Annotated in this window: 7 protein-coding genes and 1 pseudogene; 2 read left to right on the top strand and 6 right to left on the bottom strand. The window is 69.7% G+C overall.

Annotated elements, in window-relative coordinates; genetic code table 11:
• The 6 genes and pseudogenes from QMK34_RS36050 to QMK34_RS36025 all read right to left on the bottom strand — a co-directional run.
• Positions 1-3,200 (bottom strand): TIGR02680 family protein (locus tag QMK34_RS36050; RefSeq protein WP_326419202.1); only part of this gene is annotated, 3,200 nt, incomplete at its 3' end.
• The gene (locus tag QMK34_RS36045) at positions 3,197-4,399 is read right to left on the bottom strand and encodes a TIGR02678 family protein (protein ID WP_326419201.1); all 1,203 of its coding nucleotides are present in this window, start codon (positions 4,397-4,399) and stop codon (positions 3,197-3,199) included. The genes QMK34_RS36050 and QMK34_RS36045, both read right to left, overlap by 4 nt.
• Positions 4,396-5,946 (bottom strand): TIGR02677 family protein, encoded by a 1,551-nt coding sequence (locus QMK34_RS36040; RefSeq protein ID WP_326419200.1) that lies wholly within the window; start codon positions 5,944-5,946, stop codon positions 4,396-4,398. The genes QMK34_RS36045 and QMK34_RS36040 overlap by 4 nt, the downstream gene beginning before the upstream one ends.
• 58 nt (positions 5,947-6,004) lie before the next feature.
• Positions 6,005-6,454, bottom strand: coding sequence for an FxsA family protein (locus QMK34_RS36035; protein WP_326419199.1), 450 nt, complete (start codon positions 6,452-6,454; stop codon positions 6,005-6,007).
• Positions 6,455-6,516: 62 nt separating this feature from the next.
• Positions 6,517-8,445 (bottom strand): annotated as a pseudogene (locus tag QMK34_RS36030) (ABC transporter ATP-binding protein); the annotation flags it as partial.
• 26 nt (positions 8,446-8,471) lie between these two features.
• On the bottom strand, positions 8,472-9,050 hold the full coding sequence (locus QMK34_RS36025) for a TetR/AcrR family transcriptional regulator (RefSeq protein WP_326419198.1): 579 nt from the start codon (positions 9,048-9,050) through the stop codon (positions 8,472-8,474).
• Positions 9,051-9,264: 214 nt separating this feature from the next.
• On the opposite strand from QMK34_RS36025, the gene QMK34_RS36020 reads away from it, so the two are divergent.
• Positions 9,265-11,955 carry a hypothetical protein gene (locus QMK34_RS36020; protein WP_326419197.1) on the top strand — a complete coding sequence of 897 codons (2,691 nt, stop codon included), beginning with the start codon at positions 9,265-9,267 and terminating at the stop codon, positions 11,953-11,955.
• Between the two features lie 2 nt (positions 11,956-11,957).
• A complete protein-coding gene (locus QMK34_RS36015) occupies positions 11,958-13,805 on the top strand; it encodes a hypothetical protein (protein WP_326419196.1) in 1,848 nt (615 codons plus the stop codon).
• The last annotated feature ends 19 nt before the right edge of the window (positions 13,806-13,824 follow it).

The following is a 13,824-nucleotide window of genomic DNA, read 5'->3' as shown; positions in this document are numbered from 1 at the left end:
TCCTCGAACAGTTCGCCGGACGCCCTGCTGCCTTGCCGGGACAGCGTGTCGGTCAGGGTCTTGAGCTCCTCGTTGACTCGCTTCTGCACGCGGTCCCAGGCGTTGTCGTCATCGGCGACCTCCGTGAGCTCTTCGTTGATCCGCCTGGCGAGGCGCACCGTCGGATCCGGCGCCCATGGTTCGCCCGGATCCGGGACGTCGAGCTCGGGCAGCGCCACCGCGAGCAGGCCGGTCGTGGCGAACCGCCGGAGTGACTCGGCCGCGGCGGCGCGTTCGGCTGTGACGACGGTCAGTTCGTCGGTCAGGGTTTCGCGACGACCCTCCGCCCTGCCCCGTGCGTTGATCGCGCGGTCCCGCTCGATGCCGCCGTCGTCGCGTTGGATTTCGTTGGTGCGTAAGCCTTCTGCCACTTCCGCGAGCTGCGACTCCAGCTCGGCGACCGCTGCGCCGACGGTGTCTCGCAACGTCTGGTGCTTCTCGGCGGCGCCTGCGGCCTCCTGCTCGGCATGGCCTGCCCGGTCTGACAACTCGGCCAAGTCGGCTTCGGCTTCTTCGCGCTCCTCGGCGGCCTGTTCCGCTTCGCGGGCCGCCTCGGAGATCGAGCCGACCGCGGGCCAGAGCCCGGCGAGCGCGACCCGGTAGGCGCTGACCCCACTCTCCACTTCGGACAATTCGGTCTCGGTCGCGGGAAGTCCGGCGTCTCCGGCGGCCTCGTCGAGCGTGCCCCGCGCGTCGTCGGCTTTCTCGGTGGCGCCGACCACAGCCGTCGCGGCGTTCGCCTGCTTGGCGACGAGGCGCTGAAGTTCCCCGGCGAGCCTTTTCACCTCGGCGTGTGCGTCGCGCAGGACGGTGTCCGGTGGGAGATCGGCCACCTCAGCGGCCAGCGTGGTCTGGCGTTCACGCAGCTGTTGCCGGGAGTCGGTCAGCTCGACGAGCTCGGATTCCACTGTGGACAGTTCGATGCCCAGCGTGGCCAACCGTGCGCGCCGGGCGGCTTCCCGCGCCCCTCGTCCGATGTACTGCGCGGCTGGCTTGTGCCACGAGCCAGTGAGGACGCCGATCCGGTACGAGCCGTCGGCGCGCACCCACGTGTCTCCGTCTTCACCGAAGCCGATCGAGGCGAGCAGCCCGGCGACGGTTTCGTCGGAGACGGTCGCGGCCTGGCGGTTTTCCCGGTCGACCGCGGGAAGCAGCGCGGTGCCGAGGTCGGTGCCTGCGACCCGGCCACGGGGACTGAGCACCACTTCCTCGGTGTCCGGTGCCAGCAACTCGCCCGCCGGAGTCACCCACGCGTCGAGGATGCCCGCGCCTTCGAGCGCGGCCTCCAGCCCCGCCCGCTCGGCCGGATCGAGCGCGGCGGCGAAGTCCACGAGCTGCCACAGCGGAGCGCCCGCGCGGCCCGTCCGATCGACGTTCTGCCTGGTGTGGGGTGTCGGTGGGACATTGTCTTCGCCGCGCTCAAGTCGACGGATTTCCTCAGTCAGCTCCTCGACGCGATGGCGGCCGGTGAGTTCCTTGGCCTCCAGGGCGGCGTCAGCGCGGGCGAGGTTCGCGGCGGCGCTCTGCCCGGCCACCCCGGCCTCGGCCGCTGACGGATTCGGGCCGTCGAGCGTCTCGACCCACAGTTCCAGCTCGGCCAGCGTGGCGGCCGGGTCGGTCAGCCGTAGTTCGGTGGCCGCGTCCAGATGGCCGCGCACGGCCGTCACCAGTTCGGCGCCGCGCGCGGTGACCCCGGCTTCCGCGTCCGTCCGGCGCTCGGCCAGATCGGCTGCCTCAGTATCGAGTTCGGTGACCTTTCGGCGGGCCTCGGCCAGCTCGCGGGCCGCCTTTTCGAGGGCACGGATCAGCGCCGCGACCTGCTCGATAGCACGCTGCTGGCGGACGACGAGTTGCTCCGCCTCCCGCCGCAGCGCGACCAGATCCGGGTTCGTGGGCACCGCCGCGTCGATCCGCTCGGCGTGCTGACCGCCGATCCGCGCCGTCTCGGCGGCCGAGTTGGCTTCGGTGCGAGCGGAGTCCAGAGCCACGCGTGCCGACTCCAGCCGTCCGGCGGCCAGCCCGTGCCGCTCGCGGCGGGTCGTCAGTCTCACCGCGGCGCGGTCGCGCCCGGTGATGAGGCGCTTCGCGTCCTCGGCGAGTCGGCGGGCGTCCTTCGCCGCGCGCTCCAGTTCGTGCGCGCTGCGCATCTCCGGGCTGGCGCGCAGGGCTTCTTCCTTGGCCTGTAAGCGTTTTCGTGCCGTGGTCAGGTTGTCGAGCAGGATCTTGGCGGCGTCGAGGTCGGCTTCCGCCTTGCGGTAGTCGCCTTCGGCCGCGGTCAGCTGCTCGCCGACTCGGCGATAGGCCGCCTGCGCTTCACGCGGTTGGGCGGCGCGCCGACGGGAGGCGATCCGCGCGTAGCGGCGGTAGTGGCCGAGGAACGACGTCGCCGCGTTGTGCGCTTCGGTCATCGAGGCCAGCGACTCGCGATCCTCCTCCAGGCTGCGGAAGGCCTCGGCGACGTCCGCGACGACGGCCTGGTCCAGTGGGGGTAGCGACTCGGTGAGCGCTGCGGACAGTGCCTTTTCGCTGGGGCGCTTGGACAACTGCGGCTGCCGCAGCTGGATCAGCAGGTCCACCAGCGCGCCGTAGCGTTGCTCACCGAAGCCGAACAGGGCCTCGTCGACGGCGCGACGGTAGTTCCGCGCGCGCTCGTAGACCGTGCCGTGCTCGCCCAGCGCGTCGCCGAGCCGATCCTTGGTCAGTGCCAGCCCGGTCGCGTCGACGAGCCTCAGTTCGGTGCCCACGCGTTGCTCCGTGACAAAGAACCAATGCCGGGCGATTCCTTTGCCGGACACGGCTTTCAGTCCACAGCCGAGCGTCCTGAAGTGGGACTCGCCGTGCTCGTCGACGCGGCCGAACTCCAGCCAGGTGTAGCCGAGGCGCTCGGGGTACGGGTGAGCGCCGCCGAGCAGGAGGTTCCACTCCATTTTCTTCTTCGGGTCGGCGTCCGGTTCTACGCGGTGGGGCGACAGGTCGCCGTCGAGCAGGAACGGCAGGGTCAGCGCGAGCACCTTGGACTTGCCGGTGCCGTTGTTGCCGCGCAGCAGCAGCCGCCCGTCGCGGAACCAGAACTCTTCGGAGTCGTAGTAGAAGAGGTCGATCAGCCCGGCTCGCAACGGCTGCCAGCGTTCGAGTACGGGTTCGGGCTGCTTGCGGGTCATCGCCGGTCCTTGGGTTCCTGGATGGTCGGTGCGGCCAGCGCGTACCGCGACAGCGCCGGGCGGGCGGTGACGGAATCGGCGGTCCGGCAGATCAGCCGAAGCGCTTCCAGCCGCGTCAGCGCGACAGCCGTCAGCTCGATCTCGGCCCCGGGATCGATGGAACTGCGCCGCCAGTACGTCCGGTTCTCGGCGGCGTACTCGCGGACCTTGCCGTGCAGCTCGATGACCGGCGCCGCGCGGCCTCCGATGGTCGTCAAGTACTCGGCGAGCAGCAGCGTCACGTGGCCTTCTGTGCCGGTTTCCGGCATTCGGACGTCGGTGAGGTCGTCGAACGGGTCGACCATCGCGATGCCCTCCGCGCGTACCTCGGCGATCAAGCCGGTCAGCTCGGTGATTCGCGAGGCAATGGCCGCGCGCTGGCTGGTCATGTACGCGTTCTCTGCCTCGGTCAGCTCGTCGAAGTAGAGCACCGGCTCGTCGAGCAGGCGACGGGTGAGGTGGTGCCGCATCCGCTGGTTGCGCAGGTCGTCGGTGGTGGGCGGGAGCTCGTAGGTCAGCGCGGACAGGCGCTGCTCGAACCCCGTCTCCCGCACTGTGGACGGCCCGCGCGGAGCGGCCAGTAGCGCCGCGAGCACCCGGCGCTCCACGTCGTAGAGCACGTCTCCGGTGTCTTTGACGAAGGCGTCCTCATCGCCCGCCACCCGGCTCAGCACGCCGAGGTCGAGCAGCAACCGGACCACCGCGACCAGGTCGCCGCGCTCTTCGCGCCCCTGCAGGGTGAACGTGACCCCGGCGTCGACCAGGTCCGGGTCGGACGCGCCGAGCACCACCAGTTCGGCGAGCCTGCCCAGGGTGATCTGCGCGTCAGCACGCTCCAGCACCGCGAGCGCGAGGCAGGTCAGTACATACCGGCGACGGCCGAACGGCTGTCGTGAACGGACGTCCCTGGCCGGATGCGTGTGGTCTTCGACGCTTGCCGTGGTCTTGACCAGCCTGGCGACTTCACTGTCGACCAGCAGGCGCCAGCCGGTGTTGCGATCGAACCAGGCACGAAGTTCGCTCGCGTGCCTGCGGACCACCGTGAACTCGTCGGTGTCCGGCCCGGCCGCGCGCACGATCGGACGTCGGAGCAGCGCCCGCGCGGCCCGGCGGAACTCGTCGGTGCGCGAGGCGCTCAGTGCGTCGCCGAGGGAACTCACGCCGTGCGCTCCTCGAGCCCGTCGACGGTCAGGTCCACGATCTCCACCAGGTGGTCCGGCCCGCGGAACACCCCGCCCGGTGTCGGGATCTCCGCGATTCCGGCCCCGTCCAGGGCTGTCAGCCGGATGGCCATGCTGCCGTCCGAGGTGGTGGTCTCGACCGTCCGTGTTCCCGGAGTTTTCGCTGCCAGCGCGTCACCCAGCAGGGCGAGGAAGAGCCGGAACGCGGCCGGTTCGAGCAGACCGAGATCGGTGAGCCTGGTCGGATGTGAAGTGACCAAGGCGGCGCGCGCGTCGGCTGTCTCGGTGGCTTCCCGGGTGGCCAACTCGGCCAGGTAACGGCGCTGTTCGCTGCGATCGACCACGCGGTTCGGCTTGCCGCGACGCTCGTAGCTTCCCGTCTTGCGCAGCCGCGGGCTGATCTCCAATGGTGGCGCGTCCGCCCACGGCGTGCTCGGCGGGACGGGGTGCTCCGCGCGGGTTTCGAGCGTCTCACCGTCCACCGTCAGGTGGCGGGACGCGGACAAACCGAAGGCCGACCGCCACAGCTGGTGCAGGGAGGCCTCGTCCGGCGCCTGTGCGAACCACTTGGCGAGGCTGCGGAAGTCCGCGGAGCGGTCGGACCGGCCCGCGCGGCGCTCGTTGAGCGCGGCCACGACCTGGAGCAACTGCGGAATCGCGGCACGCGCCTGTGAGCGCAGCAACTTCGCCTGGCTGGGGTGATGTTGCTCGCTGACGAACCAGGCGCGCACGCCCTGCCAACGGTCCTGCCAGAGCGGCCGGACGCGTTCGAACTCGCTTCGGCGCGGATCGTCCGCACCTTCGCCCTGCCCCGGTGCCGCGTCCTCCGCCTCGCGCCAGGCCGCGATGTCCAGCAGGGCATGGACACCGAGGCTCTCGATCCCGTCGATCAGTGTCGCGATCTTCCCGCCGGTGCCGACCAGGTCCCTGATGAACCGTTCCAGATAGTCGATCAGCCGATCCTTGTACGCGCGAAAGGCGTCCGCATCGGCGTCGTGCAGGTCGATCGTGCGCTGCAGCGAACCCATGAACGCCTGTGCGTTGCCTGCGAGATCGGTGAACCTGCTGACCAGGCCGCGCAGCGCGAGGTGCACCTTGGCCGGGTCGGGTGCGGCTTGACCGGCGAGCTCGAGCAGCACCTGTAGCTGGGTGGCGATGTCCGAAAGGGCGACCCCCTGCAGCGCGCCTCGCCTGCCGAGCGCCTCGTCGTAAGCCGTGAGCGCCGACTCGGCGGCCTCGCCCCGATCGGTGAGCTGATACAGGAACCGGGCGCGGTGGAAGTCTTCGACGGTGGTGACGCGGCTGGTGTCGGGATCGTCTCGCAGGTTGCCCCAGTCGACGAGGTTGGCCAGCGCCTTCGCGATCTCCGGCAACTCAACCGTGGTGAGCTTTTCGTGCACGTCCTCCGGCCGCAGGTGCACGGTGAACCTGCGCTTTGCCTGGACGAACGTCTTCATGACCAGCCGGTACAGGGCGGAATTGGGCGCGTTCAGGTGCGCGAACGGCTGGAAATCCGGATCTGACACGGCCAGCTACCTTCCTCTCGGTGATCCCGATGGTACGGGGAGCCACCGACAGGATTTGTCAGCCTTCGATGATCGGGTGCTGCTTCACCGGGCGGTCCTCCGAGACGACCTCGCTGTCCACCACCATGACCGGGCCTCGGGCGCGGTTGGCGTACATGACCGCGCGCTTCTCCATGCGCTTGAGCCACAGCTTGCGGGCGACCGCGCGGGTGGGCGGGAGGAGGAAGAGCAGGCCGAGGACGTCGCTCACGAAGCCGGGCAGCAGGATCAGGACGCCGCCGAGGGCGATGAGCATGCCGTCGGAGATCTCCTTCTCCGTGTTGCGGCCGGCGCGTGCCGTCTCGACGAACGCGCGCATGGCCTTGCCGCCTTCGCGGCGGGCGAGCCAGGAGCCGAAGATGGCGCCCGCCAGGAGGAGCCCGATCGTGGCGAGCACGCCCACGGCGGAGCCGACCGCCCAGACGGCGGCGACCTCGGCGATGACATAGAGCAGGAACGCGACAGCCATACCCTGGACAACGTGCGAGACGTCCGTTTTGCTCCCGGGCCGACACCTCGACTGTCCCTGAAGGCCACCTCGTCGAGGTAGGCCGCGGCTTGGAGGGTGAAGAGGTCCGCGTAGCCCGCCTTGGCCGCCATCAGTTCCTCGTGCGTGCCGTACTCGGCCACCTTGCCGTGCTCCAGCAGGAGGATTCGCTCGGCCTGGCGGACCGTCGAGAACCGGTGCGAGATGTACAGCGTCGTGCGGCCCGAGGACAGTTCGCGCAGGCGTGAGAACAGGTCGTGCTCGGCCTGGGCGTCCAGGGCCGAGGTCGGCTCGTCGAGGACGAGGATCGGGGTTTCGCGCAGGAATGCCCTGGCCAGGGCTATTTTCTGCCACTCGCCGCCGGAGAGGCTGACGCCCTGGTCGAACCAGCGGCCCAATGGGCTGTCATAGCCGTTGGGCAGCCGCTCGATCCGCTCGGCGGCGCCCGCGCGTTTCGCGGACTCCTCGATGTGGGGCCGGTCCTCGAGGCGGTCGAGGTCGCCGAGGCCGATGTTCTCCGCCGCCGTCGCCTGGTACGTCACGTAGTCCTGGAACATCGCGCCGATCTGGCGGCGCAGCTCGTCCGGGTCGTACTCGCGGATGTCGACGCCGTCGAGCAGGATGCGGCCGCCGGTCGGGTCGTAGAGGCGGCAGAGCAGCTTGAACAGCGTCGACTTGCCGGCGCCGTTGCGGCCGACCACGGCCACCGTCTCGCCCGGCATGATCTCGAAACTCACCGCGTCCAGTGCCGGTTCCGCCGCGCCGGGGTAACTGAACGACACCTCGTCGAACTCGATGTGTCCCTCCACTGTGGACGGTATCGGCTTCGGCTCCGGCGGGGCGACGATCTCCGGCTCGGTGTCGAGGAAGCGGTACAGGTTGTCCAGGTAGAGGTTGTTCTCGTACATCCCCGAGAACGCCGTGAACAGGCCCGAAACCGATGCCTGGACCGACGTCGCCGCGGCCGTGTACAGCGCCAGGTCGCCCAGGGTGAGCCGCCCGCCGACGGCCTCCAATGCGATGTAGAGCGCGATCCCGGAGCCGACCGCGGTGCTCAGCAGGCCCCAGGCCGTCGAGCTGAGGTTGCGGTTGCGGGTCAGCTTCCGTTGCCGCTCATAGGAAACCAGCCCGAGCCGCCGGAAGCGGTCGACGAAGTACGGGCCGAGCCCGAACAGCTTCGTCTCCTTGGCGTAGGTGTCGGTGGTGACCAGGGAGGACAGGTAGTCCATCCGCCGCTTGATCGGTGACATCCGGAACGTCAGCCAGAACGCGCGGGCGCCGTACTTCGACTGCGAGATGAACGCCGGGATCGGTGCCAGCAGCGCGACCAGCGCCAGCAGCGGGCTGATCGACACCAGCAGCGCGATCATGCTGCCGAACGTGATCGACGTCCTGACCAGGCCCAGCGCGGAGGTCATCATCGACAGCGGCCGGGTCGGCGCCTCCTGGGCGGCCTGGCGCAGCATGTCGTAGGACGCCGAACCCTCGAAGTACGACAGGTGCAGTTTGCTCGCGTGGTCCATCACCTGGTGGCGGATGGTCAGCGTCATCTTCTCCTGCAGCAGCGTCTGGCTGATCGACGTCAGCGCGCTCGCGATCGAGGTCAGCGCCAGGATCCCGAACTGGAACGCCGCCACCCCGACGATCGCGCCCTTCGTGCCGTGGCCCTGGATCGCCGCGACCACCGAGTCGATCAGCAGCTTCGCGATGTACGCGGTGACCGTCGGCAGGAGGCCGGAAACGAGCGTGACCAGCGCGATCGTGATCGTCAGGAGCGGGCTCGCCTGCCAGGTCAGCTTGGCGACCTTGGGCAGGCCGCGGACCGTGCCGGCGATCGATTGGCGTAGCCGCTGGAACCGCGAGCGCAGGTCCTTCGGCTGCTCCTCCGGCTTGGGTTCCGGGATGTCGACAGGGCCGGTGAGGCCGCTGTCGGGCACTGTCGAGGGCGCGCGGCCCCGGCCTCGGCGCATCATGAATTCGAGACCGCCCCCACCGCCGATCACTTGGCCTCCAGTGCGCCGTTGAGGAAGATGTCGACGACCTGGCCGGTGGTCGCGCCGCCGTCCTCGGGGTCGAAACGGGTCCGGGTGAACAGCAGCGCCAGGAACAGCGACGCGAGCTGCTCGGCCGGGACGCGGAGGTGCTCCTTTTCCGGCTCGAAGAGCTCGGTGATCGCGCCGCGCATGGCGGTCATCGACTCGCGGCGGCCACCGCGGAGGCCCTTGCCGCGGTGCTCGGGGTCGCGGTGGCGCGGCTTGCCGCCCGCGTGCATGGCGCCCAGCACCGCGCCCATGCGCTCCAGGTGGGCGCCGAGAGCTTCGGCGGCTTCGTTGAGGCGGGCATCGAGTGGCTGGTCGATGGGGATTTCGGCGATCGCGTCGAGCGCGCTGTCGGGCTTGAGCGCTTCGTGCACGCAGGCGTCGAACAGCTCTTCCTTGTCCTTGAACGCGCGGAAGATGGTGCCCTCGCCGATACCGGCGGCGCGGGCGATCTGGTTGGTGGTGACCGCGGTGCCATGGTCGATCACCAGTGGCAGGACCGCGGCGATGATCGACCGCCGCCGGTTCTCTGGGCTCATTCCCGGTGCTCTTCGCCGGGTCGGGATAGGTGGTGTCATGACCTCCAGTATGCGGAGTGAGCGCTCACTCCGTCAACTGGATTTCCGGCGTCCGCCTGCCCGATGGTGAGGTCGGGTCCGCCCGTTCGTCCTCCTGCTGGCTCGTGCCGCACGCCCGCCCGCTCGCCGATGCTGGGGTCTCGGGGTTTCACCCGTTCGAGCGAGGGGCGATCAAGTGTCGTTGACAGTGACTTTCACCGGACGGGTGCCGCTGGCGACCAGCGGCCCGAACGCCGCGTACCAGGTCTGGACCTACACCGTGCAGCCCTCCTCGCCGACCGACCTGCTGACCAGTCAGCGACTGGCCCTCGCCATCCCGGCCGACGTCGACGTGCAGGATCCGCGCCGCTTCCCGGACGTCGCCTCGCTCGGCGGCGCCTTCCTCGAACACGACGCGAGCATCAGCCGCCAGTACGTCGGCAAGGTGCTCAGCGCCCCGGCGACCGGCACGCAGACGATCTCGTTCGTCGCGCCCGCCGGCCAGGCCGACCGCGAGGTGTTCCTGGTCAGCGGCGCCACCGGCAGGCCGTGGACGGTGCTGCCGTTCGCCGGGACCGCCAACGGCCCGGTGAACAACGTGCAGACCCTGCCCGCGCCCTCGTCGAACCAGCGGGTGTTCACCGGACGGCCACTGGCCGACTTCACCGGCACGCTCCCCTACGCCAGCGAGGTCTTCGGCGTCTACCAGCCGCTCGCGGGCTGGCAGGGCGCGCAGAACACTCAGCGCACCGGCGCCGCTCTCGCCACCTTCGACGCCGTCCCGCCGACCGCCGGCGTGCTCTCCCCCATCGGCCTGGTCGACCTGTTCCGGCAGTACTTCTTCGAGTTCGACACGTTCCTCGGCGCCCCGGCCGGGCACCTGTGGCTCAGTCCCGGCGGCACCGTCGAGGTCATCGAGACCAGCACCCGGCGGACGCTGACCGAGCAGACCGCCGAGCAGTCCGAGCAGGTCACGCGCAAGTCGGAGGAGTCGCTCACCGACCAGACGGACGTCGCCGACGCGATCAAGGAGGAGAACGCCAACGACACCAAGCTCGGGGCCAGCGCGAGCGCGGGGGCGAACTTCGCCGGGATCTACCACGGCGATGTCAGCGCCACCTTCAACAACGAGTCCACCACGAAGAAGTCCTCCGAGCAGACGCACAAGCACTCCCGCACGCAGAGCTCGAAGGTCAGCAGCGAGATCGTCCGCAACTTCAAGACCACCTTCCGGACCGTGACCGAGCAGACCGACACCTCAAGCCGCCGCTACGTCGTCCAGAACACCACCGACAAACTCGTCAACTACGAGCTGCGCCGCAAGATGCGCAAAGTCGGCGTCCAGCTGCAGCACCTGGGCAGCCAGCTGAGCTGGCAGGTGTTCCTCGGCGCCGGGACCACCACGCCGGGAGTGTCGGGTGACGCGCCGGGGCGCAAGCTCGGCCTCGGCGAGATGGTGCACGTGGTGCCCGCGCCGGACGTGTCGTCCCTGCACCGGCCGGAGGCGCCGGAACCGTTGCAGCGCATGCAGACCACGTTCACCGGCACCTTCCCGATCCGGCAGTACCCGGGGACCACGAACGCGCCGCACAACGACTTCAACTACACCCGGTCGGACCCGAACTCCGACGAGATGAGCAGCGACAACAACGACGACCACATCCGCGCGGACGGGCACTTCAGCGCCTCGCCGCCCGCGCCGGGCTACGTCCTGCGCTCGGAGATCTACCTGACCTCGGCCAAGACCACGAGCGGCGCGGACGCGACCTTCATCGCGCCCAGCAGCAACTGGACCGTCGAACGCGCGGACATCGGCACCTTCAAGGTGCTCGTCGACCAGGTGCACTTCGGCGGCGGCGCCTCGATCGCGCTGACCGTGACGCTCAACTGGGAGCCCTCCGGCGCCAACCCGGCGCAGGCGGCGTACGAAAAGGCGCTCGTCGAGTACAAGGCGAACGTCGCCGAGATCGAGCGCAAGGCCTACGCCGCCGCCGTGCACGACCGGCTCGGCCTGGTCAGCAAGACGCGCACCCGTAAGGCCGAGGACCTGCGCGCCGAGGAGCGGCAGGTCGTGTTCGCCGACCTCATCAAGCGGATCCAGCTGTTCGAGGCCGACCCGCACCTCGGGGCGGAACTGATCCGGCAGATCTTCGACATCGACCAGATGCTGTACTTCGTCGCACCGGACTACTGGCGCCCCGACAACCTGTCCGTGTTGCCGGACAAGAACACCCGCGGCCGCTACCCCGCCCCGTCCCCGGTCTGGGGCGCGTCCGATGTGGACACGACGCTCAACGATCCGCTCCAGGGCGAGACCGTCGTCAGCTGGTACTCCCACACCGGCGTCGAGAACGCGGTGCGGACCAACACCGACGAGGGGAACGTGCCGGAGTACCGGGTCAACTACCTGATCACCGAGGACACCCAGCCCGCGCCGTCGGGCAGCTCGCTGGGCTGGCTCATCCAGACCGACGGCGACGAGCGGCGCAACGAGTTCCTCAACGCCGCCTGGGTGAAGGTGGTGCTGCCGATCAGGCCGGGGCACGAGCTGGACGCGCTGGCTTGGCTCAAAAAGGCCGGGGTCGAGGGCGAAGCCGCGCTCGACCAGCCCTACACCGTGCAGCCCGGCGACCCGGCGGAGTATCAGGGCAAGACGATCGGCCAGGTGCTGGACCTGGTCGCGGCGAAGCTCCAGGCGGCGAACACCACCATCGCGAACACGCTGGCCACCGAGAAGGTGTTCGAGACCGGCTTCGACCCGCTGCCGGGCGGTTTCCGCCCCGCCGATCCGTTCCAGATCTTCGACCAGTGGGTCGAAGTCCTGCCCACGGACCAGATCGTCGCGGTGGAGGTCACCTACGACCCCAAGACCGGTCAGCAGCGTTAGGGATGCCGGACCTGAGGATCCGGCTGCACCGGCCGGACACCGACAACGCGTTCAGAACCCGGGTGAAGGCGACGGCCGACCTGCCCGGCGGCCGGACGGCTGGCGACTTCTTCACGGTCGCCCTGCCGCCGGGCGCCGTCGAGTTCACGGTCACCGTCGAAGTGACGACCCCGGACGGCGCCACCGTGGCCGAACAGGTCGTGCAGGCGTTCACGCTGGTGAGCGGCGTCTGGAAACCCCAGTGGGCGGCGACCAACGGAGCGGTGCGCTGGACCGACCGGCTGCATCCGCGGCTCACCGCCGTCCCCGCGCCGGTCGCCGGGAACATCGAGCTGCGGCTGGACCTGACCTTCGTGGACATGACCAGGGTGATCGCGGGACTGAGCAGCGCCCAGTCGGAGTACCAGCAGCCGCATCTGACCGATCCCCGCAACCCGGACGCGAGAAACCCGCACCACGGATGCCTGACCTACGCCTTCGAGCTCACGAGGGCGCCGGTGCCGAAGACGTGGTTCGTGGTCGTGCCGCCGGCCGCGGCGACCCAGCCGTCGAACCCACTGCTCCCTCGTCCGCAGCAGCCGTCCGTACCGGGCGTCGGCGCCCTCACCGCGAGGACGCTCGACGTGCTCACGTTCTTCCGGCCCAGCGTCGACACCACGTACAGCGCGGTGGAGAAGACGCCGGTCGCGGGTTTCCTCGGCCGGTACCTGATCGACCCGCCGGTGTTCGCCCCGTTCTTCGCCCGGCTGCCCGCGGAACCGGTGATCCCGTTGTGGGATCGGTTTCCCAACGTGGGGCTGGAAGGCCAGCTCGCCCGCAGTGGCAAGCGGGTCCTGCTGGCCATGCCATGGCCCAGCGGCGGCGACTACGGGGCAGCGCAGACGCCGAAGCTGCCCGGTCTGCTGGAGAGTCTCGTGCTGGCGGCCTACTCGCTCGGCATCGTCGCGGCGGGCAACAAGCTGGGCGCCACCCTGGGCAGGATGGGGATCGCCGGTTACAGCCACGGCGGCGACGGCGCGCTGAAGGCCTGGCTCTCCCCGGCCGTCCGGCGGCGTTGCTCGGAGTTGTACCTCTTCGACGGAAACGGGACGAAACAGCTGTCGGACAACCCTCGGGTGGTGACGGAGTGGTTCGATCAGGACCGGACCAGGACACTGCGGATGACCGGCGCGCTGCAGCTCGATCGGATGCTCGGCCTCGCCACCGCGGTGGACGCCCGGTGGCGTGACGAGCTGGCGAAGCGGGACAAGGATCCTCGGAAGAACCCGCCGCCGACGGTGTGGTGCCGTCCCGGCGGGACCGATTTCTGGTCCGGCCGCACACCTGACTCGATCTACGCTTGGGCGTTCCGGCTACCGCCCGACCCCGCGCGGCCGCAGGACCGCCGGACCTACCCGCCGCTGCCGACCACACTCGCCGTGCGGCCGGCGTCTTCGGAGTTGACGGCCGGTTCGGGCGTGGCGCTGAATTCACCGGGCACCGCGAACGCGGTCTCCGTGAGCGTGGTCGACAATGTGGTCGACAACGTGGTCGGCAACGTGGCCGTCACCGCCGGGCTCTCGGGGGTGTCGCCGGTCGAACTCTCCGGTTTCACCGGATCGTTCTGGCTGGCGGGCAAACCGCCGCCGGCCAGGGTGGTCAAACAACGGCAGTTGGCCAAATTCCTCACGGACGCGGGAAACCTGTTGCGCTTCGGCGAAGCCCCGGGAGACGAGCACGAAGCCGACGGCGGCCACGGTGTCCGTCACCAGTGGGCGATGTGCGGTGGAGAGGGGGACCCGAGTCGCGGGGCGGGCTTCGACGGGTACTTCTTCCTTTGCCTGCGCGACAGCGGGTTTGCCAGCTCGTGAGTGTTGCGGCCGGGTGAGA

The organism is Amycolatopsis sp. H20-H5 (assembly GCF_035828755.1).
In the GTDB taxonomy this organism is placed as follows: Bacteria; Actinomycetota; Actinomycetes; order Mycobacteriales; family Pseudonocardiaceae; genus Amycolatopsis.
The sequence above is the reverse complement of the archived record's forward strand: the minus strand, read 5'-3'. Positions and strand labels throughout refer to the sequence as shown.